Origin of the sequence: Lysinibacillus cavernae, assembly GCF_009724685.1 — a bacterium.
Classification (GTDB): domain Bacteria; phylum Bacillota; class Bacilli; order Bacillales_A; family Planococcaceae; genus Lysinibacillus; species Lysinibacillus cavernae.
Genome location: NZ_WMEF01000004.1, coordinates 120327 through 143950 on the forward strand (window position 1 = coordinate 120327; position 23624 = coordinate 143950).

At 36.3% G+C, this 23624-nt stretch carries 23 protein-coding genes; 15 read left to right on the top strand and 8 right to left on the bottom strand.

Annotation, left to right across the window (positions count from 1 at the left end; all coding sequences use genetic code 11):
* From GJU32_RS11195 to GJU32_RS11205, 3 genes are all read left to right on the top strand, one after another.
* On the top strand, positions 1–909 hold the full coding sequence (locus GJU32_RS11195; protein WP_155592034.1) for an RluA family pseudouridine synthase: 909 nt from the start codon (positions 1–3) through the stop codon (positions 907–909).
* Positions 910–1213: 304 nt separating this feature from the next.
* Positions 1214–2590 carry a magnesium transporter gene (gene mgtE / locus GJU32_RS11200; RefSeq protein WP_155592035.1) on the top strand — a complete coding sequence of 459 codons (1377 nt, stop codon included), beginning with the start codon at positions 1214–1216 and terminating at the stop codon, positions 2588–2590.
* Positions 2591–2619: 29 nt separating this feature from the next.
* Positions 2620–3045 carry a hypothetical protein gene (locus GJU32_RS11205; protein WP_155592036.1) on the top strand — a complete coding sequence of 142 codons (426 nt, stop codon included), beginning with the start codon at positions 2620–2622 and terminating at the stop codon, positions 3043–3045.
* A 64-nt stretch (positions 3046–3109) separates the two neighbouring features.
* On the opposite strand, the gene GJU32_RS11210 is transcribed toward GJU32_RS11205, so the two are convergent.
* Complete coding sequence (locus tag GJU32_RS11210; RefSeq protein ID WP_008174263.1) at positions 3110–3634, bottom strand: CotY/CotZ family spore coat protein; 525 nt, start codon at positions 3632–3634, stop codon at positions 3110–3112.
* Positions 3635–3767: 133 nt separating this feature from the next.
* Here GJU32_RS11210 and GJU32_RS11215 point away from each other — a divergent pair, with 133 nt between their 5' ends.
* From GJU32_RS11215 to GJU32_RS11240, 6 genes are all read left to right on the top strand, one after another.
* Positions 3768–4172, top strand: a complete 405-nt coding sequence (locus tag GJU32_RS11215; protein ID WP_230875017.1) for a YhcN/YlaJ family sporulation lipoprotein — start codon at positions 3768–3770, stop codon at positions 4170–4172.
* Positions 4173–4628: a stage V sporulation protein AC gene (gene spoVAC / locus GJU32_RS11220; protein WP_155592037.1), complete on the top strand. Its 456-nt coding sequence runs from the start codon at positions 4173–4175 to the stop codon at positions 4626–4628. It begins immediately after the preceding gene.
* Entirely contained in the window at positions 4622–5617 is a 996-nt protein-coding gene (locus GJU32_RS11225; RefSeq protein ID WP_155592038.1) for a stage V sporulation protein AD, read from the top strand. Before spoVAC ends, GJU32_RS11225 begins: the two co-directional genes overlap by 7 nt.
* 16 nt (positions 5618–5633) lie before the next feature.
* A complete protein-coding gene (gene spoVAE / locus GJU32_RS11230; RefSeq protein WP_196426671.1) occupies positions 5634–5993 on the top strand; it encodes a stage V sporulation protein AE in 360 nt (119 codons plus the stop codon).
* Between the two features lie 65 nt (positions 5994–6058).
* On the top strand, positions 6059–6229 hold the full coding sequence (locus GJU32_RS11235) for a YjcZ family sporulation protein (protein ID WP_155592040.1): 171 nt from the start codon (positions 6059–6061) through the stop codon (positions 6227–6229).
* A gap of 129 nt (positions 6230–6358) precedes the next feature.
* Positions 6359–6607, top strand: a complete 249-nt coding sequence (locus tag GJU32_RS11240) for a stage VI sporulation protein F (protein ID WP_155592041.1) — start codon at positions 6359–6361, stop codon at positions 6605–6607.
* Between the two features lie 130 nt (positions 6608–6737).
* On the opposite strand, the gene GJU32_RS11245 is transcribed toward GJU32_RS11240, so the two are convergent.
* From GJU32_RS11245 to GJU32_RS11255, 3 genes are all read right to left on the bottom strand, one after another.
* Positions 6738–7166, bottom strand: a complete 429-nt coding sequence (locus GJU32_RS11245; protein ID WP_155592042.1) for a GNAT family N-acetyltransferase — start codon at positions 7164–7166, stop codon at positions 6738–6740.
* Positions 7167–7169: 3 nt separating this feature from the next.
* Positions 7170–7685: a YjcG family protein gene (locus GJU32_RS11250; RefSeq protein WP_155592043.1), complete on the bottom strand. Its 516-nt coding sequence runs from the start codon at positions 7683–7685 to the stop codon at positions 7170–7172.
* Between the two features lie 83 nt (positions 7686–7768).
* The gene (locus tag GJU32_RS11255; RefSeq protein WP_155592044.1) at positions 7769–8488 is read right to left on the bottom strand and encodes an alpha/beta hydrolase; all 720 of its coding nucleotides are present in this window, start codon (positions 8486–8488) and stop codon (positions 7769–7771) included.
* 112 nt (positions 8489–8600) lie between these two features.
* Here GJU32_RS11255 and GJU32_RS11260 point away from each other — a divergent pair, with 112 nt between their 5' ends.
* Positions 8601–9182, top strand: a complete 582-nt coding sequence (locus GJU32_RS11260; RefSeq protein WP_155592045.1) for a phosphatidylglycerophosphatase A family protein — start codon at positions 8601–8603, stop codon at positions 9180–9182.
* Between the two features lie 340 nt (positions 9183–9522).
* Here the strand turns inward: GJU32_RS11260 and GJU32_RS23835 are convergent, their stop codons facing one another.
* From GJU32_RS23835 to GJU32_RS11280, 4 genes are all read right to left on the bottom strand, one after another.
* On the bottom strand, positions 9523–9657 hold the full coding sequence (locus tag GJU32_RS23835) for a hypothetical protein (protein WP_476638809.1): 135 nt from the start codon (positions 9655–9657) through the stop codon (positions 9523–9525).
* 405 nt (positions 9658–10062) lie between these two features.
* Positions 10063–11871, bottom strand: a complete 1809-nt coding sequence (locus tag GJU32_RS11270; protein WP_155592046.1) for an ABC transporter substrate-binding protein — start codon at positions 11869–11871, stop codon at positions 10063–10065.
* Positions 11872–11883: 12 nt separating this feature from the next.
* The gene (locus GJU32_RS11275) at positions 11884–13380 is read right to left on the bottom strand and encodes an ABC transporter permease (RefSeq protein WP_155592047.1); all 1497 of its coding nucleotides are present in this window, start codon (positions 13378–13380) and stop codon (positions 11884–11886) included.
* Positions 13381–13393: 13 nt separating this feature from the next.
* Entirely contained in the window at positions 13394–14824 is a 1431-nt protein-coding gene (locus GJU32_RS11280; protein ID WP_155592048.1) for an ABC transporter permease, read from the bottom strand.
* A 121-nt stretch (positions 14825–14945) separates the two neighbouring features.
* Here GJU32_RS11280 and GJU32_RS11285 point away from each other — a divergent pair, with 121 nt between their 5' ends.
* The 5 genes from GJU32_RS11285 (at position 14946) to GJU32_RS11305 (ending at position 23558) form a co-directional block, all read left to right on the top strand.
* A complete protein-coding gene (locus GJU32_RS11285) occupies positions 14946–16685 on the top strand; it encodes an ABC transporter ATP-binding protein (RefSeq protein ID WP_155592049.1) in 1740 nt (579 codons plus the stop codon).
* Positions 16686–16881: 196 nt separating this feature from the next.
* Positions 16882–17121, top strand: coding sequence for a thermonuclease family protein (locus GJU32_RS11290; RefSeq protein ID WP_230875018.1), 240 nt, complete (start codon positions 16882–16884; stop codon positions 17119–17121).
* A gap of 385 nt (positions 17122–17506) precedes the next feature.
* Positions 17507–18319: a thermonuclease family protein gene (locus GJU32_RS11295; protein ID WP_155592050.1), complete on the top strand. Its 813-nt coding sequence runs from the start codon at positions 17507–17509 to the stop codon at positions 18317–18319.
* A gap of 418 nt (positions 18320–18737) precedes the next feature.
* Positions 18738–21713 (top strand): S-layer homology domain-containing protein, encoded by a 2976-nt coding sequence (locus GJU32_RS11300; protein WP_155592051.1) that lies wholly within the window; start codon positions 18738–18740, stop codon positions 21711–21713.
* Positions 21714–23093: 1380 nt separating this feature from the next.
* The gene (locus GJU32_RS11305; RefSeq protein WP_155592052.1) at positions 23094–23558 is read left to right on the top strand and encodes a hypothetical protein; all 465 of its coding nucleotides are present in this window, start codon (positions 23094–23096) and stop codon (positions 23556–23558) included.
* Positions 23559–23624 lie beyond the last annotated feature (66 nt).

Consider the following 23624-nt stretch of genomic DNA (forward strand, 5'->3'; position numbering starts at 1 on the left):
ATGGATACAAGATTTACATTGCACTTTACAGCTAAGAAAGAGGGTCAATTATTACGAGAAGCCCTTCAAGAATGGCGTATTTCCAAACGAGCTTTAACCGCCATTAAGTTTGATGGCGGCTTATTGACCGTGAATGGTATTGAACGAAATGTGAGACATGTCCTTCAAGTAGGTGATTGTGTGGCAGTGACATTTCCTCCTGAGGAAAGAAGTGACGGACTCGCTATCGAACATGGTGATTTGACCATTGTATATGAGGATGACTCGATCTTAGTGCTAGATAAACCAGCTCACCAATGTACGATTCCCTCTCGAGAGCACCCGACCAATAGCATTGCTAATTTAGTTTGCGGTTATTTTCAGCAACAAGGATTACCTTCCACTGCTCATATTGTCACAAGACTTGACCGAGACACATCAGGCTTACTCTGTATTGCCAAGCATGCTCACATCCATCATTTAACTGGACTTGCCCAGCGGAGTGGGGAAATTTCAAGGCAATATGAAGCGATTGTACATGGACATGTTAAGCAAAATTTCCAATCTATTGATGCGCCTATAGGACGTAAAGAAGACAGTATTATTGAGAGAGAAGTACGAGTAGATGGGCAATATGCGCATACAGATGTAACAGTTCTCAAGCGCTTTTATGTAGATGATGTACCAATGACACATGTAAAAATCAAATTGCATACAGGTCGTACACATCAAATTCGTGTGCATATGTCGTATCTTGGGCATCCTCTTGTTGGTGATGATCTATATGGAGGAAGCCGTCATTATATTGATCGACAAGCATTACACTGTGTGTCCTTAAGTATGGAGCAACCTTTAACAGGTGTGCCATTACAATTTACAAGTATGTTAAATGAAGACATGCAAAATGTATTGAAGGGGTCTTCTGCTTAAATTTATGATATAAAGGAGATGTTCGCACAAACGGGCATCTCCTTATCATTTTTGACATAGGAACAGGATAAGGGGATTATCTTTACACCTAGTTCATAAAAAAATGACGAATATAATGTATAGTAAAATAGAATATTCAAGATTTTAGAAGGAAAACCCCATTTATATAAAGGGTTGTACAAATACTCATATCAATAACCTAAAAAAGGGTTTGCAGAAAAGGTATAATACACTCTATTATATAGAAGGTAGATTTACGGCATTGCCCGTAAAATGATTGAAAGCTCGGAAGGAGGGGACAAGCATGATAGAGGAAAGAAAAGAAAAGGATGATGTGCAATTTGACGAGGCACATCTACGAGATATGCTCGAAGCACATAACATTGACGCATTCCGTGATGAGTTTTTAGAACTTCATCCATATGATCAGGCAACGTTTTATGAAAAGGTGGAACCTGATATAAGGAAGATCATCTATTCGTTCTTGTCTCCGACAGAAATGGCTGATATTTTTGAGGCAATCGATATCGAAGATGATGAGTATAAAGCATATCTTGCTGAAATGGATCCATCCTATGGTGCAGAAATGCTATCTCATATGTTTGCTGATGATGCAGCTGATGTATTAAATGAATTAGATACGGCGCAGCGTGAAAGCTATTTGGAAATGATGGATGAGGAAGCGGCTGAAGAAATTAATGAGCTACTAAGTTACGATGAATATACAGCTGGTTCTATCATGACAACTGAATATGTTGCTATACCAGAAAATTCAACAGTACGCTCAGCGATGGCCATTTTGCGTAAAGAGGCACCAAATGCAGAGACTGTTTATTATATTTTTGTAGTAGATGAAGACCATCGTTTGACAGGTGTTATATCGTTACGAGATTTAATCATTGCTGATGAGGATACACTTATTCGTTCGATTATGAATGAACGTGTTGTGATGGTACATGTAGGTGATGACCAAGAAGAGGTCGCACAAATTATGAAGGATTATAATTTCTTAGCGACACCTGTTATTGATGATAAAGGGGAATTACTTGGTATTATCACGGTCGATGATATTATTGACGTTATTGATGAAGAGGCTTCTGAGGATTACTCTAAATTAGCCGGTATTTCAGATATGGATAAATTTGATGTAACACCATTCCAAGCAGCCAGAAAACGTTTGCCTTGGTTAGTTATTCTATTGTTCTTAGGTATGTTAACAGCAAATTTAATGGGGCAATTTGAGGATACTTTAGATAAAGTAGCTTTGTTAGCAGTCTTTATTCCGCTAATTTCAGGGACTTCAGGGAATAGTGGAACACAGGCATTAGCTGTGGCGATCCGAGGTATTGCTACAGGTGACGTGGAAGAACATAGTAAATTCAAGTTACTGTTACGCGAAGCGGGTACGGGCTTAATGTCAGGGATTGTTTGTGGCTTAATTGTTATTGGTATCGTTTATTTTTGGAAACATGAACTTGTTCTAGGAATGTTAGTAGGTGCAGCACTTTGTGGTTCGATTTTAGTAGCGACATTAGCTGGTTCATTTATACCGTTATTAATGCATCGACTAAAAATAGACCCTGCTGTGGCATCAGGACCTTTTATTACAACTTTAAATGATATTACAAGTATTTTAATTTATTTAGGTTTAGCGACAGTTTTCTTAAGTCAAATAGGCTAAGAACCAATTTGTTCACTTTCGCATATTGTATGGAAAAAAGGGAAGTGAGTAAAGTGGATCGAGAGCCACGCTTGTTTATAAAATCACCATCATATTTTTTAAATATTTCTAAGGTGTTACATGAACTTGATTTGGATGAAAGTACATCTGTATATGAAAAGGACCACATTTTCGATGAGCAAACAGTTGATGGAAAAGAGGATGTCGTAGGAGATGTACAAATAGATCCGTATTTACTAAAACAACTCCAGTTTTTAGAAAAGCCATTTCGTCAGAGAGCCTATCAGCCATTATTAGTATGCTTAAAGGATGGTAGAAAATTAACTGGTACTGCCTCAGAAGTACAGAGTGATTCGTTAATGCTAACGTCATTAGAATTAAAAACACAGGAAATCATCTATTTTGAAGATATACAACAAATACTTTGGCGTGGCAGAAAATTACCAACATTATAAAAAAAGTGTACAGCAGAGGATGCTGTACACTTTTTTTTATGTGTGTGTGTCAAAGGTGAAAGAATTAGTCACAAATCCCTAAGTCAACATCAGCGATACATTGTACAGCGCAGAAGCAAGATAAATCTACAGTAATACAGCTATCTGTTGAGTTCCAGTCATCTACTTTACAGATCTTTTTCATGTTTACGCAACAGCCGTCACGACTTAATAAGTCTACTGTACTTTCACTAGAGTCAAATGTACATAAAGGCTCCAAAACACGTAAAGTCGCACAGCACTCATCAAACATATCTTCTACACGGAAGAATACGGATGTACAAATACAAGGATCTGCTGTTGGAGAATTAAAGAATGCTTTGAAAGGAGTACCATCTTTTGTAATTAACATGAATACACGTGTATCTGCTTGAGAGCGTGCAGGACTAACAATCCCGCCTAGTGGTTCTAAGAAACAGTTTGCTGTACATGGAGAACATTCATCTCGCACCGCTTGATTTTGAATATCTAAAATAGCGCGAACTACGTCACAAACGCAGCCTGCTGAATGGATTGGTCCAATAGGATTTGTTGGCTTACCACAACCCATATTGTCACCTCCTTTCCTTGTTACTACTTCTACAATATGTACTTTTGAAAATTGGACTCGGGCTTTCGTATATATCTTCGAATGAATAGTTTTTTTATGTGTGGAGAAACTTTAAAGAAAAGGAGGGTAAAACTTGAGGCTATTAGGAATGATGTTACCTCTCTTAGTCGTTTTATCGCTGTTAAATGGTTGTGCTGAAAAAGAAAAATTTATTGTCTATGGTTCGCCGCAGAATGAGAGTGAAGTCGAAGCCCTTATAAACGAAGAAGACTATGTTGATCGTTCAACGGTTATCCAGTATGACGGTAGTATGCTTGTTGCAGTACAAATTAAACCATGGGAAAAGTGGAAAAAGACTAAATTAGAGAAAAAGTTGCAAAAGAAATTTGAAGAGAAATATCCAAACAAAGATGTATTTGTCTCAGCTGATTATAAAATTTTTTACGAAGCCAATAAAATAAAAAAGGATCAGATTGAAGATAATAAATTAAGCGATAAAATTACAGAACTAATAGAGCTTGCAAAGGAGGAGACATAAATGGAAAAAGAGCAATATCAACAGTTAGAGCAAAATGTTACACCAAAGCCGCCTTATTTAAAGAATGTAGCAAAGGCATTTTTGGTCGGCGGTCTTATTTGTGCAATTGGCCAAGCTGTGTCCCTTTTTTATATTATTTTCTTCAATTTTACAGAAGCAACAGCAGGAAATCCAACTGTTGCAACGATGGTATTCTTCGCCATGATTTTAACGGGTCTTGGTCTATATAAAAAAATTGGCCAATTTGCTGGGGCAGGATCGGCCGTACCAGTAACAGGCTTTGGAAATGCTGTTATTTCAGCAGCTATCGAACATCGATCAGAAGGGCTCGTACTGGGAGTCGGCGGAAATTTATTTAAATTAGCAGGGTCCGTTGTATTATTTGGGGTAGTGTCAGCATTTTTCGTAGCCCTTTTTAAATATATCCTCGTGACGATAGGAGTGGTTTCATGGTAATTATTTTTCAATCGAAGCCATCTCTTCTTGCTGGTGGAGTTGTAGCAGGACCTTTGGAGAATCGAAGTATTTTTAGTCAGTACTTTGACTCTGTGTATGATGATGAACGCTGGCAAATGAAAACAAATGAACAAGGTCATCGTAAAATGATTGAAGAAGCATGTGAATTTGCTATGAAAAAAATCGGCGTACAAAACGGAGATATTGATTTTATGATGGGTGGGGATTTGGTCAATCAAATGACACCGACCAATTTTGCAGCTAGAGATTTAGAAATCCCTTTTATTGGATTATTTTCGGCATGTGCAACATCTATGTCTTCAGTCATTGTGGCATGCCTGCTAACGGAGCTAGGTGCCGCTAATTTTTCATTAGCTGGTGCATCTAGTCAGCATAATGCGATTGAACGTCAATTTCGCTACCCCATCAACTATGGGGCTCAAAAGCCACAAACTGCTCAATGGACTGTAACGGCTGCTGGGTATGCACTAATTGGTAAGCATCGTGAGGAGTTTCCTTCTATAGAAGCGGCAACGATTGGGAAATCAGTAGACTATGGTATGGATGATCCCTTCCATATGGGCGCTGCAATGGCACCAGCGGCCTTTCAAACAATTCAATCTCACCTACAGCAGAGAAACCAAAAAATATATCATTACGATTTAATTTTAACGGGTGATTTAGGGCAGCTTGGTTTAAAGCTACTGAAAGGAATGCTTGTTGAAAATGGTGTGAAGAATGAAGAGCTAACCTTGATACGTGATGCAGGTGCCGAGTTTTATGGACAGGATGAAGCATTCCAATCAGGGGCAAGTGGAGCAGGCTGTTCGGCAGCTGTTTTTTTTAGTTATGTACTTCAACAAATGCGCGCAGGGAGCTATAAACGGGTATTACTTGTGGCGACAGGGGCATTATTATCTCCACTGTCGTATCAGCAAGGGGAGACAATTCCATGTACGGCACATGCGATAGAAATTACAATGAAATGAGGCAAAAACTATGGTTATGACATTTGTATTTGCATTTATTGTCGGTGGTATTATATGCGTCATAGGCCAATTATTAATGGATATAGGTAATTTAACACCAGGGCATACTCTAAGCACGTTAGTTGTCCTTGGTGCCATATTGGATGGTATGGGCTTATATGAGCCGCTGATCAATTTTGCTGGCGCAGGTGCAACAGTGCCTATCACATCCTTCGGCAATTCATTAACACATGGAGCAATGGCGGAAGCAGAAAAACATGGACTTGTTGGTGTGTTAACAGGAATGTTTGAAGTAACAAGCTCAGGCATAAGTGCTGCTATTATCTTTGGCTTTATTGGTGCATTAATTTTTAAACCAAAAGGAAATATAGACTAGACGAATACCCCTCCCATTTCTACAACCTAAACATATTATAGGTTGTAGAAGGGAGGGGTGCTTTTATGGGCTATCAAGGCTGGTGCTCACAACCGTATGGAAATAATGTTGGTGGGTGGAACAATAGCTATTGCGGAGGTTACTCTGGAGGTAACAGCTATGGTTATGGTTCTACATTTGTTCTAATTGTTGTCCTATTCATTCTATTAATTATTGTAGGCGCTACTTTCATCTAATTTGAAGAACATAATAAGGCTTTAGCTTTTATTTAGGAAAATCTAAATAAAGTTAAGGCCTCCACCATTTACGAAATGTTTCGTGCAAGACGCAAGATCATATTGAGTTTTAATGATAGGAGGGAAAACATGCATCGCTCGTTTTTTAATTCAATTGAGCAAAAAACAGGTGTATCGATGGATGAAATCTTCGCATTAGCCAATGCCATTCAACATGCGGATTTTACCAGTGAAAAGCAAGTAAGAAAAATTGTACGACGTGTTGCTAAAATATCTAACAGATCCATTACACAAGAGTTGGAAGATAAGTTAGTACAATCTATTATTCAAGATGGTGGATCACTAGATTTCGATAAAATCACTAGAATGATGAAGTAGCGCATGGCCTATCTACTTGGCAAAGCAGCTTGTTACGATAGAGTAGATAAATGGTGGCAAGCGAATTCGTCTCTTAATAAAAAAGGGTGTTACGATATATGCAAAAAGCGCATGTCGTAACACCATTTTATTAAATCAATTTCTCCATAGCACGATGTGGGATACCTGCATCCATAAATTCTGGAGAGGTTACCATATAGCCTAGCTTTTCGTAGAAGGGTATAGCATAGCTTTGTGCATGAAGTTTTAATGTTTTCTTATTTACAGAAATGGCATACTTCTCCATCTCCTTCATGATTAAAGCTCCTAATTTTTTGCCGCGTTGAGATTGTAAAATGCAAACACGTTCAATTTTAGCTGTCTTGTTGTCTATACTACGTAAACGTGCTGCTCCTACAGGCTCATCGTTATTATACATAATGAAATGTGTTGCAGTTGCATCCTCTGCATCACATTCTAGATGAAGTGGAACACCTTGTTCTTCAACAAATACCTTTTTACGAATAGCGAAGACATCATCGTGTTCTTGCTTTGTATCAACAACCTTAACGTTATGCAATAATCATTCAGCTCCAGACAAACGGAATGTTTCGTATGTTGTCCATGAGCCATCTTCTAATTGATATAAAAGATGAATGCGATCAATTGTATCTTTTTCATCAACGCCAGTCATTCGCAATTGTCCAAAGATGTCGTCGTGTTCAGAGTCTGACATTTTTTGAGCAATTGTAATATGTGGAACAAATACATGTTTCATTTCCCCATTAGGCATTTTTTCTTGCAGTTCATGTTGGAATGCTGCTAATTGTTCAGTTGGTTCAATGCGGAAGTAAATCGCATTTGTTGTAGGGAAAAACGAACTTATGCGAGATGCATGAATGTTTAAAGGTGCATATTTAGCAGCAAGTTCATCTAATTGCTTGACGATGGTTTGAATCTCTTCTTCAGACGCATCGAAGCTGTCCTTTAACGTCATATGCGGTGTAATCTTTGCATAATGAGGGTCGTATCGTTTGCGATAAGTGTTCGCTAAATCTTGCAATTTTTTTGATGGAAATGCCACAATACCGTACTTCATAGTCCATTACCTCCCGAAAATAAACAATTTTTCTATTTAAGTATACCAGAAATTTCACTTTTCGTAATTTGAATAACCCAATATTAATTGAAATTTTCAATCAATGCACGTCGAAGGTCTGGTTTCCAATATTTCCATGTATGATTGCCATCAAACTCGTCATAAAATGTAGTAAACCCTTTACTAATCATCATTTGATGTAATTGACGATTAGGTGTTAAAAAGTCTTTTATGGTTTTATCCATTGTAACAACCTGGTCTTCGCCTTTACCTACTATATGATAAATAGAAATAGACCCAGGATCTTTAAAATTTTCAACGGCCTTTAAAACATCATCATCCACGTATGGCGATTGTAGAATGACTTTGCCAAAGATGCTTGGGTACTTTAATGCAGCCATTAATGAAGCAGTAGCAGCCATAGAATCACCAATTACTCCGCGGCTCATACCCATTTGGTAAGTGGCATATTCACTATCTAAATAGGGTACTAGCTCATGTGCTAAAAAGCGAAGATAGGCTTCATGTTGCTCACCACTTGGAATATATTTATGACGTCGATCTTTAATATCTTTGTAAGGAACAAATGCAATAATTAAATTTTCGATTTCATAGTCATCAATCAGTTCATCAGCTAGCTTTGTAATACCGCCAATTTGGAAATAATCTTTACCGTCTGATGCGATTAAAATGTTGTATTTATATAGTGGAGAATAATTTGCAGGAACATAAATATAGAGCTGTAATTCTTCCTGTAATGATTCACTATAGAATGTTAAATCCTGTACTGTTCCCTTATCCAATGATGACACTCCTTCTTGTGTTTGTGACAAAATTGTACCATATTACTTAAGTAAAGGTATAATAGGTTGGGCTAGCACTATACTAGCAATAAAATCGAAATGAGGGTTAATTATGCATAATAAAAGTATTCGTGTGCACTCTGACGAAGTAGCGAAGGCAGCACAAGCCGCGTTAAATCGTAGAGGTGTAGCGATAGAGGATATCGCGCAAATTGTTTACGAAATGCAAAAAACCTATAATGAAGGTTTAACACTGGAACATTGTGTTCATTCAGTTGAGCGTGTATTACGTAAGAGAGAAGTGCAACATGCATTATTAGTAGGCATAGAATTAGATGAACTAGCAGAGAAGAAGTTATTATCTTCTCCATTACAGCAAATTATAGAATCGGATGAAGGTTTATTTGGTGTAGATGAAACAATTGCACTAGGATCCGTTTTTACATATGGCAGCATTGCTGTTACCACTTTTGGTCATTTAGACAAGCAAAAAATAGGTATTATCAAAAAACTCGACACAGAACCTGGACATCATGTCAACACGTTCTTAGATGATTTAGTTGGCAGTATAGCAGCTTCAGCGGCTTCACGTATTGCTCACCGTATGCGTGATCTAGAAGAAGAAGGCGAAACATTTGCTGATATCGAACCCGAAGAGCTAGGGCCAAAACCAAAATCGCATAATGAAATTTAATATGAGTTTCTACTATATTAAAATGAGCCTTCTCAAATGATGAGAAGTCTCACAGACTGTCGACAAAAGGAATCGAGAAGTGCACACTCGATTCCTTTTGTCTTTTTTCTTCTATGAATATGTTTAAAAATGGTGATTTTCTACCCGTTTAAACATACTCCTCAAGCATAAGAACTCTTTTAAGCTGGCTGCCATGTCCAAGTAGCCAGTTTCTTTAAATTCATGGCAGCAAAAGTAAGCATCGCCTGCATGCAGGAGTCATTGATGTATAATTTCATTTAATATACGATAGAAAATCTGTTCAAACACATCCGTGTCTTGAAAGCGGCGAACATAATTTTTACTGAAGGTAGAGAAATGCGGAACTTCTGTATGGAAACCAAATCCTAAAAACCTGCGATAGGATATTCGTTTCGATTTCTTTGATGGTTTGACGCATGGAGCGAATGTCAAAGACATATTGAATAAACGTCATTTTAAAGAGAACGACAGGTTGTCTATTAATGGATAGATAAAAGAAAAATCAATAGCAGCCTTTAGTTTTCGTACTAAAAGATCTTCAGGTACCTATTGTTCAATCGTTAACATTGTTCACGTTCATTGATTTGATTTTTCATGGTTGATCACCTCGAAAGTTTACTTTTTATCACATATGAATAAGGAGTTCTTTATGTAGAAGTTGATTGGAACGAAGGGCGGCGACTCCGCCCGCGGAAAGCGTCCGCCCGTAGTGGAAATCAACGGCTTTCCTTTATTTCATTGTAAAAGTAAAAAGACTGTAGGCAAACTCTCAAGTTTTTTGAGTTTGTCTACAGTCTGCGAGCCTTCTCAAATGATGAGAAGGCTCAAATTAGTATAGGCTATTTTTTATTTATATTTACTATTTCTCATTATACGCTTTTACAAATTCTTTTACTTTGTCGCTATTTGCCTCAAGTTTTAAACCAGTATCGATTAATGGAGATACTGTGGATACAGCTGGTTTTTTATTGCCTTGGTAATAGCTAATGAATTCGTCTTGATTAATGGAGTATAGAATCGCTTTACGTAAATCTGCTGATTCAGAAACTGCACGTCCAGACGTATTCATTTGTAAGTAAGAAACAGCATTGCTATCTGCAGTATTTAATGTTAATTTAGCGTCTGATTTAACAATATCAAGTTTTGTTTCTGGTACTGTTTGAAGAACATGAATTTCACCATTACGTAATGCTGATAATGCACTATCAACATCAGAGATGAAACGAACATTGATTTTAGCGATTTTTGGTTCATATTCGCTACCAGCACGGTAAGCAGGGTTTTTCACAAATTGTGCTTCATAATCGTTTTTCTTCACTAAAATATAAGGTCCGCTTGCGTATAGTTGGTTGTTGAATGTTGCTGAACCTTCTGTTATTGTAGCTTGATCACCGTAGGCAATGTCTTTATCAGGATCATAGCTAGCCACATCATACGTATTAATGCTTGTTACTTGTTTTTCAGACACGATACCACCAGATTGGTGTGCTAAATAATTTAACACTTGTGGGAATGGTGTTGGTGTTGTAATTTTGACAACTTGGAATGCACCTGCCGCATTATTAACAGCGCCTTTTTCCTTTGCTAACTGAGCAACCGAAGCAGGTAGGTTTTGTGATAATGCATCTAGAACTGATTGATCAGAGCCAGATACTTTTTTATTTTGTAATTCAGTTAAATCAGAAACGATTTCCACTGTTTCAATGTTTTCATGAATGCTATAAGTACGATGATCTGGTACTGAGTTAGCATCTTTTGCACGGTTTAATGAGAAGACCACATCTTCAGCTGACACTAATTCACCTGTATCGACTGCTGCACCGTCTTTCACAGCTGCAAAATGGATATCATCACGTAAAATGAAGTAATATTCTTGATTGCCTTCAGCCATTACATGGTTATAAGATAATGAACCATCTGAAACAACTTCATCAGTGTCTGTTAAGTTAACCAATCGAACATACATATTGGTGTTTAATGTATTAATTGAACCATCATTCCCTTTAATTGGGTCAAGTGAAGTAAGGGAATTGATCGTTTGGTGTAAAATCAAAGGTTCAGTTGCGTTTTTAGCCGAATCATTAAATTCAATTTTTTCCCATACTTGTGCACGAGATTTTGGTAAAAGTACAGTTTTAGGATTTACTAATTCAGAGTAGATACCTTGATACTTATTGGAAATATATAATGGAGCAATATAAGCTTGGTCGAATACTAATAATTGCTCTAAATCTTTATATTTAGCTGCTGCTTCATCAGCAGTTAATGTACTTGCTTCATCAATCAACGCATCTAATTTTGAATCTGCAACAACACTGTAGTCACCGCCAGTTTTAAATAAACCACGAACTGCGTAATCAGGATTCCCTGTTACTGTCGTCCAGCTTGATAGAGCAAGATCATAATTACCCGCATCTTTTTGAGCAGAGAATGAACCGTAATCTGGTTGAATATTTAATTTCACATCAAAACCATTTTTCACGAGTTGATCGCGTACAATATTCATATCTTCTTCAGAAGCTGACATTCCTAATAGTTCAATGGCAACCTTACCATTACTCTTGTCACCATCTTTCGAATCTTTATTACCTTCTACATCCGTTTTTGTTTGTACACAGCCAGCTAAAGCTAAAACTGCGACGAATAAAAATACAAGAAATTTCTTCATAGTTACCTCCAATTAATTTGTTTTTGGATCTAAAGCATCTCGCAAACCGTCTCCTAAGAAGTTAAAGGAGAGAACGAGAAGCATAATACAAAGACCTGGGAAAATAGCGACATATGAATGTGTTTCCAGGTACGTACTACCAACTTTTAAAATATTGCCCCATTCGGGAATATGAGGCTCAATACCAAGCCCTAAAAAACTTAAACTACTTGTTGAGATAACGGCTCCACCAATCGTTAAGGTTGCTTTTACAATCATTGGTGCTAATGAATTGGGTACAATGTGCTTGAAAATAATAGCTGCATCAGATGCACCTAAAGCTCTTGCTGATTCTACAAATTCATAATTAGCAAGCTGCATAACATTTGCGCGCATTGTACGAGCATAGGTTGGAATTGCTCCAACACTCAGTGCAATAATGAGATTCACCGTATTAGCACCAAACGCAGCGATAATAGCAATCGCTAACAAAATGCCCGGGATGGCATATAAAATATCAAGACTGCGCATGATGATGTTGTCTGTTGATTTCCCATAATAGCCCGAAAACGCTCCTAATGTTCCTCCGATAACTGCTGGAATAATCGTTGAGAAAAATCCGACAATTAACGAAATCTGCGCCCCGAATACAATGCGAGAAAATAAATCTCGCCCGTAATTATCTGTGCCTAGTGGATATTCTATTGATGGTGTTTGCAATAATGCTCCGTAGTTATTTTCTGTAGCAAAGTCATAGTCGAAGGTCCAAGAGCTTGTGACAGACAATGAGAACATGAAAATAATGAAGAATAAGCCGAATACTGCCATCGTATTGCGTAAAATCTTTTCCCATATTTTTTGCCACTTCTCAATAGAAGAAGGATTTGCCTTTCGTGCTTTTTGAATAAGGCTATATCCTAGTAATGTCGCAAATAGATTACCAGTGAAAGTGGCAAATAGCAGTAAAATACCAGGAATGAACATCCATTTAGGCGCATCAGTGGGTGTGACAAATTTAGTGCATAAAATAGCCATCACGATATAAATAAGAGCGAGTACTAAGAAAACACCCATCGCCAGTAAAAAGGTATCTGTTACATATGGTTTAAATAAGTTCAACGCTGCAATACCGATGATGAAAAATTGTGTAATAAAGGCATAGGCAGCAAAAGTATATTCGGCTGTCTTTCTTTTTGACACAAGCATAAACGCAAAAGACGTCGAAAAAATATTACCGGACAATATAGTTAATAACAGTGGGTAGCCAAACATACGGGTGCTTTTTTGAATTTCACCATGCTTTGCTAAATCCTTTTTAAGTCTTAAATTTACGAAAGCTACATAAGCCGTGGTAACGGCGTAAGTAATAAAAAAGAGTAAGACAACTGGTCGCCAGCTAGTAGAAGAAAAATTATAGCTATAGGCCAGAAACAATAAAGAAAACAGTAAGGAAAAGACAAAAGTAAAATGAGAATTGACATATTCCTGTGTAATCTTCAAGAGTAGTTTGACATGTAAGATGTTTTTCACAGGTGATCCTCCTTTAAGACTTCTTCATTTTTGAACGAATGCGTGGATCAAAAAAGGCATACATGATATCAATCAGTAAATTGACAATAGATATCGTGATGGCAATATAAACAACGCCTCCAAGAATGGCTGGAATATCAGGGATAAATTGTTTATCAACGATATAGCTACCAATCCCACTAATGTTGAATACCTTTTCTGTAACAGATGCGCCCCCCAACATACCTCCAAAAAGAAGTCCAATCACCGTAATAATCGGAATCATGGCATTGCGAATGGCATGCTTTGAAATTACTTTGAATTCACTTAAGCCCTTTGCTTTTGCTGTAATAATATAGTCCTCATGAATTACCTCTAACATACTTGACCGTGTCATCCTAGCAATGGATGCTGTGATGGATGTGCCCAAAACAATAACTGGCATAATGAGCGATAACCAATTTTGAGGGTTATAGGTTGCTGGAAACCATTGCAACTTTAAAGCGAACGTCAAAATAAATATTAAACCTTGCCAAAAACTTGGAATTGATAAACCGATTAAAGCAATGAACATAAAGGTATAATCCAAATACGAATTTGGACGAACAGCTGAAATAATACCGACTGGAATAGCAATGGCGATAGCCATTAACAAGGACAAAACGGCAATTTCAAGTGTGACTGGGAATTTATTAGCAATACTGTGTGTAATATCTTCTTTACCTGCAAAGGATGTACCTAAATCAAAAGTGAATAGTCCTGATAGTGCATTCCATAGCTGTGTTAAATAAGGTTGATCTAAACCGTGAATTCGATTAAAGTTCGTTATTTGCTCTGGAGTTGCTTCAACTCCGAGTAAATTTCTTGCTGGGTCAAATGGTGATAAATACAAAATGGTAAACACTAATGTAGCCACTCCGACAATGACTATGAAGCTTTGTAAAATACGTTCAATGGTAAATTGCAAGAATGGATTCGCAAATAAGATCAGTACTACATAAAATAAAACAGCTGGTATAAAGGTAAGAGCCACGAAACGTTTGTTTGTTAGTTGCCGATTAAAAAATTGGTCATAGGATAGTTGTTGTATATCCTCTTTTTGTAAATCCTGGTCCACTTGCTGTTGTAGCTTTCTTTGAGCTAATTGCTTAGCTGTTGCCTGAATTTGTGATTCTAGTACTGCATCTTTAAAGAATGTAGCTTTTGCTATTTCTTGTTGTTCAAAGGCCTTCTGCCATTGAGCAACCAAACCATTCTCCATGTAGTACTGACTACGCAATTCAAAAGCCTGATTATAAGTGTTTGAATGTTTTCTTTTCCGATAGATGAAGTATGTAAAAGGGTGAACTAAAATACTTAATAGAAAAAGAATCAAATTGTAAGGCTTTTGATGCATTAGTTTTTGATAAACCGTAGAAAAGAACATAAATTCCTTAGGTTTTAAATGATTTTTTGAAGTAACCATGCATTTCCTCCAAACATAAATAAAATATTCAGCATTATATTGTATAATTCCTATCAGTATTGTAAAGTATGGATTATACTTGAAAGTAAGTCAATCACAAATTTTAAAAAGGATGGGTCGAATGAGTGAAAAGCTTTTAGAAATCAATAATCTTCGCGTGTCCTTTATCACAGGGGAGACAGAATTTGAAGCTGTTAAAGACGTAAGCTTCCATCTAAATAGAGGTGAAACACTCGGAATTGTAGGAGAATCTGGTAGTGGAAAAAGTGTAACGGCACGATCCATTATGCGTTTATTACCATCACCACCTTCTTTTCTGAAATCTGGCACGATTGTGTTTAAAGGGCAAGAACTCACGGAAATAAGTGAAAAACAAATGGAAGGGATTCGTGGACAAGATATTAGTATGATTTTTCAGGATCCGATGACATCTACAAACCCTACCATTCGAATAGGAGATCAAGTGGCCGAAAGTTTAATCAAGCATCAGTCCATGTCAAAAACAGAAGCCTATCAACATACTATTGAATTATTAAAACTGGTTGGTATTCGAGATGCAGAAGAACGGTATCGACAATACCCTCATGAATTTTCGGGTGGTATGCGCCAACGTGTGATGATTGCTATGGCACTCGCATGTAATCCGTCTCTGCTTATTGCGGATGAGCCAACAACAGCACTTGATGTAACCATTCAAGCTCAAATTTTAAAGTTGATGCGTAATATGCAAAAGAAGATGGGGACGTCAATTATTTTAATTACCCATGATTTAGGCGTTGTTGCAGGTATGTGTGACCGTGTCATCGTCATGAAAGAAGGCGAAATTGTAGAACAGGGTACAACGGAAGAGATTTTTGCGAATGCAAAGCATCCGTATACTCAAAAACTATTGAATGCGTTACCAAAGCTACATGAGAAAAAACAGCCAAAAGAGATTGCTAATATTCAGCCAGGTATCGATAAAAATAAGCCTTTGATTGAGGTAACTCATCTGTCCAAAGAATTTTCATTAGGCCGTGGTCAAACACTGAAAGCTGTCAATGATTTATCATTCCATATTTATCCTGGTGAAACATTAGGCTTGGTAGGAGAATCAGGGTCTGGTAAATCCACCACAGGTCGAACAATTCTCCAGCTTCATCAACCAACAAATGGAGAGGTTTTATATCAAGGAATACCTGTAACACGACTAACGAAAAAGCAATTAAAGGCAATGCGTCGTCATATGCAAATTATTTTCCAAGACCCCTATTCGTCGTTAAATCCCCGCAAAAAAATCTTAGATATAATTGGGGAAGCTCTTGATATTCATGGTTTAGTGAAGACCCATGAAGAGAGACTGCAACGAGTAGAAGAATTGCTTGAACTTGTCGGTTTAAAGCAAGAGCATGCTATGCGCTATCCTCATGAATTTTCAGGTGGTCAGCGACAGCGAATAGGCATTGCTAGAGCATTAGCGGTTGAGCCTAATTTCATTGTTTGTGATGAACCTTTATCAGCATTAGATGTTTCCATTCAAAAGCAGATTGTCGATTTGTTAAAGGAATTACAACAAAAACTTGGTTTGACGTATTTATTTATTGCGCATGATCTATCGATGGTGAAGCATATTAGTGATCGTGTAGCGGTCATGTATGGTGGAAAAATTGTAGAATTGGCGGAAAGTGAAGAGCTATATGCGAATCCACAGCATCCCTATACACGTGCCTTATTGCGTTCCATTCCAATTCCAGATCCTGTGATTGAAAAACAGAAATATAGTGATGCCGAACATACAGAAGAGGTGAAAGTTCGCTATGAAGTGGAAAATAGCCAACTTGTAGAGGTTTCTCCTAACCATTGGGTAGCTGTAACAACATGATAGCTTGAATGTAGTAGCTTAATATTTTACAATAGAAAAATCGTGAAACTTTTTGTCTTCAGGACGATGAGTTGACAAATCTTAAGTATAAAAAAAGATGACTAGTTGTGAGGAGCCTACTACATGAAAATGTAAGATATAAAAACATTAATAACAAGTGGTACGATTATTCTTGCTGTAACATTGTACATGATATTTGGCAGATCTCCTGCGGATCAGCAAGGTACTATATCCATCGAACAAGTGGAATAAACGCTTTGAGATAGACTATATTAAAGCATATGATGGCGATACGATTCAGGCGACAATTAATGGTGAGAAACGAAAAATTCGTCTGTTAATGGTTGATACACCAGAAATGAATTATGACAAAGGTTGCGCCCAGCCATATGCTGAACAAGCAAAAGAATTTATTGAAAAGGCTAAAAAAGTGTAAGCAGTCTATGATGTTGGCCCAGAAACAGACAATTATATCAGTCTCAAAACAATAGAATACACTTGGTGTTATGATCTTCGGTTTTGAGACTGAAGATTTTTTTATGTGTAAGGGAATAATTAAATTGTAATTGAAAATTCTTAGTAGATAATAAATCAAATTCATTGTGATATTAGTGTAATGATAATAGACTTAAATTTAAGATATTAATGAATGTTAGAAGAGAGGTACGGAAAATGAGTGACAAAGATATTAAGACGCTAATTACAAGTGGGACAATTATTTTAGCTTTTGTATTATATTTGATATTCAAATAAATCTAAGATCTTCAGTTTTATTTAACTGAGGAGATAAGAGGGTATAAATTAGAAAGTAGAGTGTAAATTTGAAGAAAATTATTTTTGCTTTATTCATTTCTACATTGGTTTTAAGTGCATGCGCAGAAGAAACTAGTACGAATATTATTATGAATGAAGATATAGAAGGTCTTATATCATCATCGATAGAAAATGCTGAGAAACACGATGTAAGTAAGTTTGAAGAATATGAACTAGAAAGTGTAATTGACGGTGATACAATAAGAATAAAATATAACGGCAGCTCTGAAAAAGTTCGTTTATTACTTGTTGATACCCCTGAAACTAATCATGAGACATTAGGAGAGCAACCGTACGGACCAGAAGCTAAAGAATTTACTAAGCAACTATTAGCTGGTCAAGATACAGTATATTTAGAATTTGATGTTTCTTATCGCGATAAATATAAAAGACTACTTGCTTATATTTATACCAAAGAGGGTATAAGTGTTCAAGAGCAGTTGTTGAAAAATGGATTAGCACGTGTGGCTTATATATATGAACCAAATACGAAGCATGTAGATTGGTTTAAATCGGTTCAAAAAACTGCACAACAGTCAGCTATTGGTATTTGGTCAATTGAAGACTATGTAACGAATCGTGGGTACGACAAGGATGCTTATTATGCTACTACAGAAAATAATAAGAATGATAAGAGAACAGAAAATGAAAAATCTATTACTAATAATAACAGTTGTGTAATAAAAGGTAATATCAATTCAAAAGGAAATAAGATTTATCATATGCCTGGTCAAGTTAATTATGACAATACAATAGCTGAAAAAATATTCTGCACTGAAGAAGAGGCAGAGGATGCTGGATTTCTACCAGCAAAGAAATAAAATAATTAAAATTTCCTATCTCTTTAAAGAAGGGACTTGGTTTTATCTGGTGGATTAAGACTCTATTAAGTGATAATAAAATTATACCATTAAATTTCCTTTTCAAGGCAAATAACTGACTAAATCAGATGAATTATTGTATAACATAAAAGGAATAAGTATTCAAATTTAAGTGTGGATAAAATGTATTTATTAAAGACTAATAAAACTCTTCTATCTAAATAGGAAGAGTTTTTATTTTTATTTGAGAGTTATTTGAGAGTGTGTTTTTCTATTATAACTATGTAATGAATCTGCGTTTAGTCGTTGGACTAGAAGAGTTTAAAAATTATGTAATACTTTTTACTCATTATACAAAATGCAAAACGAGGCATTATCCTATTAATTTTTATTCTATATTCGAAACGGAGAGAAAGTAGTGAAAAAAAGCAAAGAATTATTGATAATGACAATTTGTATGTTATTACTTAGCTTGTTTCCTGTATATTCTGTAGGAGCAGAAGAATCACAAACTGAAGAGACGATAGCGCCGGAAGAATCACAAACAGCGCCGGAAGGTTCACAAACTGAGGAGACGATAGCACCAGAAGATGTTTCCTATGCAAGACATGAAAAAGTTGGTGATGAGATCTTCCTTGGAGGGAAATACATTGAGATGGGGATTTCAAAAGGCGGTTCGTTTGGAACGGCAAGTGCAGCCCCAATAGGTTTCCATCCTACTGGACGTCAAAATTTAGGATTTACAGTGGATTCTGATGGGTTTGATAGTGGAGAAGCAATGAGCAGTGGCGATTATTTCTTACCTGGAAGCCCATATGAAGGATTTTATGTTGGTTATAAAGAAAGTGATGTTAGCACAAAAGTATTTTTAAATTCTTTAGGATCTATGGAGATTCTAATGAGCACTAATGAAGACTTATCAACAGAAGATAGTTTAGTAGCAAAAACTAGTGGGGTAACGTCTGATGGTGCATTGAAAATAGAACAAACTGTTTCATTTAAAGCAAATGATAAATTCTTTAAAGCTACAGTTAAAATGACGAATATGACAGATAGAGAACTTTTAGATGTACGCTATATGCGTTCTGTAGACCCTGATATTGATGCGGATAAGAATTCTAGATTTGATACTATCAATTCGGTTCCATTTAACTATCCGAATGATGCTAAATCTGTTGTATTATCGAAAGGTCCTATTACTGGGAATGCATTGATATTAATGTCTACAGATTCAAAATCACGCGCATCAATTAATAGTTTCAACCCATTTGATCCAATAGCATTTAATAATGACGGTAAAGTAGCTGAAACAACAAATGATTCATTGATTGGTTTAACTTTTGCTGTTGGTAAGATGATACCTGGTGAATCTAAAACAGTTGAGTATTTTTATAGTTTAGATAGCAATATTGAACAGACTTTAGAGGATGTTGAAAATAATTCAACACCAACTGTAAGCAATAATGCAACATTAAGGGACTTAACAGTTAACGACACAACTGTAGCAGAATTTGCATCAGAAAGGGAAATATACAACGTAGAATTACCAGCACGTACTACTACGGTTCCGAAAGTAATTGCGACTGTTACAGATAAGGATAAAGCGAGTGCTGTTGTGACGAATGCAACAAGTTTACCAGGTACAACAACAATTGTTGTCACAGCAGAAGATAGGATTACAACAAAAACATATACAATTAATTTTACGGTTAAAAATTTAAAACCAACTGTAAGTAATAATGCAACATTGAGTAATTTAACTGTTAACGCCACAACTGTAGCAGAGTTTGCATCTGAAAGGGAAATATACAACGTAGAATTACCGGCACACACTACTACGGTTCCGAAAGTAATTGCGACTGTTACAGATAAGGATAAAGCGAGTGCTGTTGTGACGAATGCAACAAGTTTACCAGGTACAACAACAATTGTTGTCACAGCAGAAGATGGGATTACAACAAAAACATATACAATTAATTTTACTGTTGAAAAATCAAGTAGTGGCGGTGGTACATGGACGCCAAATCCACCCCCTCCAACAACTAATCCAAGCACGACAACAACGAAAATCCAAGTGGCATTAGAAATTGATGGTGACAATCCACTTGAAAAAACAACAGTAGAAATTGAACGCACTAAGCATGCGAATGGTGAAGTAACAGACTTTGTGAACTTAACACCAGCGAAAGCATTAGAAGCAGTAGAAAAAGCAAAACAAACTGGCAATAGTATTGCACGTATCGTCATTCCTGATGTGAATGATGAAGTAGATCAAGTAACGGTAGAAATTCCAAAGCAATCTCTACAAACGTTACGTGACAATGGTTTATCTCTAGAAATTTCAACAGAAACTGGTCATATTGCGATTCTACATAGCTCAATGGAACGCATTGACGACAACTTCTACTTCCGTTTAGTACCAGTGAAGAAGGAAAGCGAGCGTCAAGCGATTGAAGAACGCGCTAGAGTGGAGAAAGTTGTCCGTGAGACACTACAAAGTAACGATGTGCGTGTGGTAGCTCGTCCAATAACAATTGAAACGAATATGCCAAGTCGTCCAGTACAAGTAACACTACCACTAAGAGACGTAAAGGTGCCAACAGAAGCAGCTGCACGTCAAGCATTCTTAGAGCAACTAGCCGTGTTTATTGAACACTCAGATGGCGAGAAAAAAGTGGTCTTCCCTGAAGTCGTGACAATGGAAAAAGGTGAACTTGGTCTACGTTTCACTGTAGATAAGTTCAGTACGTTTACGATTATTCAATTTGAAAAACCAGAGGTAAGTGAGCACGAGGCATATATTAAAGGATTCCCAAATGGAACATTTGGTCCTGATAAGAATGTAACGCGTGCACAAGTAGCCATTATGATGGCTCGTATTTTAGGTTATTCAGAAGGACAATCAGTGAACAAATCACCATTTAAAGATGTGGTAAAAGATCATAGTGCTGCAGGAGCGATTGCCTTTGTCAAAGAACAAGGCATTATGAATGGTGATCAACACGGTAACTTCCATGCAAATGCGAACATTACGCGTGCAGAAATGGCCGCAGTCGTAGCCAACTTTAAGCAGCTTTCTGTAGAAGAAGGGGGCGCAACTACTTTCAAGGATACAAAAGGCCATTGGGCACAGTGGGTCATTGAAGCAAACCGCGCTGCAGGCATCATTAATGGTCTTGAGGATGGAAGTTTCGCACCAAATGCAGCTTTAACACGTGCACAAGCTGTCGTGATGATGAACCGCATGTTTGAACGTGGTCCATTAAACGGCGTCACAAAACCAAGCTTCCCAGATGTCAAAGCAACACATTGGGCATTCAAGGAAATTGAAGAAGCCGCAAACTCTCACTCTTATATAAACGATGAAGATGGAAAAGAGCAGCTTTCAAAATAGTAAAAGTTAAATGCAAACACCTCATGTATGGATGGGGTGTTTGTTTATGTTCAGAAATATAGGTCGTATTATAGAAATTCCAGTATAAATAGTGATTATTGTAGTATTAAATACCGAGTTTAATGGCCGACTCACTTGCGTAGATGGAGTCTACTGCTCTCCGTAAGCATCGTATAAGCAATAGTAGATAGAATCCTTTTGTTGTCAAAATTAGTATACGTATAGCATATGCAGGTGGATTTTCCCCATTTTGTTTGAACAATTCACAAGTGTTTACCATAAAAAAACATCTAAAATTAGGCATTTCCAGTAGTGCAATCAGAAAAGGAACTGGAGTAATTTACAAAATACACAAGGATTAAGTTCCTTTAGAAACAGGATTAATCTTACTGCCTGAAGCAATTCTAAAGGGAATTTTAAGTCCGAGAAGATTGCTGAAAATTTAACATTAGTTGATATCCAAATATTAGCTAGTATTATTTTAGTTTTGAAAGATTGGATAATTGAAAATACATCAAGTTTGTATATTGCGAAAATATATGTAATTCTAATGTAAGTATTTATCTTGTTAATATGCTATACAAATACATGGATTAAATTCATTAACACTTAAACAGACACCACCACGGGTTTACAGTATTAATAGTACCTTAAACCAAGTTGCGGGAGCTATTGGAACTAGTTTACTGCATTAATGTTGAATCAAATATACAGCCTGTGATTATAAAAACTTATTCTTAGAATAATAAGGATGTTTGGAATTCAGTTATTCGTTGTCTCCCAAAAACAACTAGCATTATTATTTAACCATTAATTCCTGCTTCAAGTTTTATTGGAACGGAAAAACGCATCGTTTATTCCTATCTTCTTTAGTAATGTAACAAATTTAACCTTCACAGTATTTCCACAGAAAATAAAGCTATACTTCTCCCTAGAACACATTCGAATGAAAATGATTATCAATAACATATAGAAGGAGATGAATCTATTTTGCTTTACCTAAAATCGTAAGCATTTTTACTATGGTTAACTTACCGTTTTATTAAGGTTGCTTAGCCTGAGGAGATGTAGGGGTAATACTTAAAGCAAAAAATACTATTTTACTTAAAATGAAATCCATGAGGTATTACTCCTCGTGGATTTTTTGCCAAAACAATGATTATATGAAGGTCCAATTTTATCTTTTTAACTCAGATGGATGTCAATGAATGAAGTTTTTCTATTGAAAATATAAATGCTCACAGCATACTTTTAATCAATCTGTTTTTGAGAATTTTGTATAGTTGGAACTCAATGGGTTATTTATATTTTGAACTTTTACTGCTGTTCATTATAATTTAATAGAGAACGGATGTTCTTGATTTATTAGGAGGATTGATTATGGGTGGTATAAAATGGTTGTATATTTCTAAAGAAAATAAAGTTTATAAGGTTCCTAATCCTAAAAATGGGAAATTCAAAGCGATAAAGGAGCTTTCAGAACAAGATGTTTTAAAGGTTATGCTTTACTACAGAACGAAAAATAGAAAACCAGCCAAGTTAGTAATGGTTGAATTTGATCGAATTACTCTTGACTCACAAGGTATGTATGAGGTGACTGATGAAAGGCAAAGGAGGATGCTACAAAATGCCTTTCAATTTCTATATAATACACCTCAACAATTGGCAGAAAATAAATCAACATTCGAGTTGCCTCTAGCACCTACCGTTCCTTCCACTATTGAAAAAAAGGCTTTATATGGATATTTAAATCAGAATTTACCAAACTTAGGAAACGATGCTCCGGCAATCGTAGAAAATGCAATAAGCTCACTAAATAATATACATGAGAAAAAATCAACTTAATTAAAGAAGCTAATAAATTAAGAAAAAGTAATTTAAAACTGTACTTTTAAAAAAAGGGTTAATGAA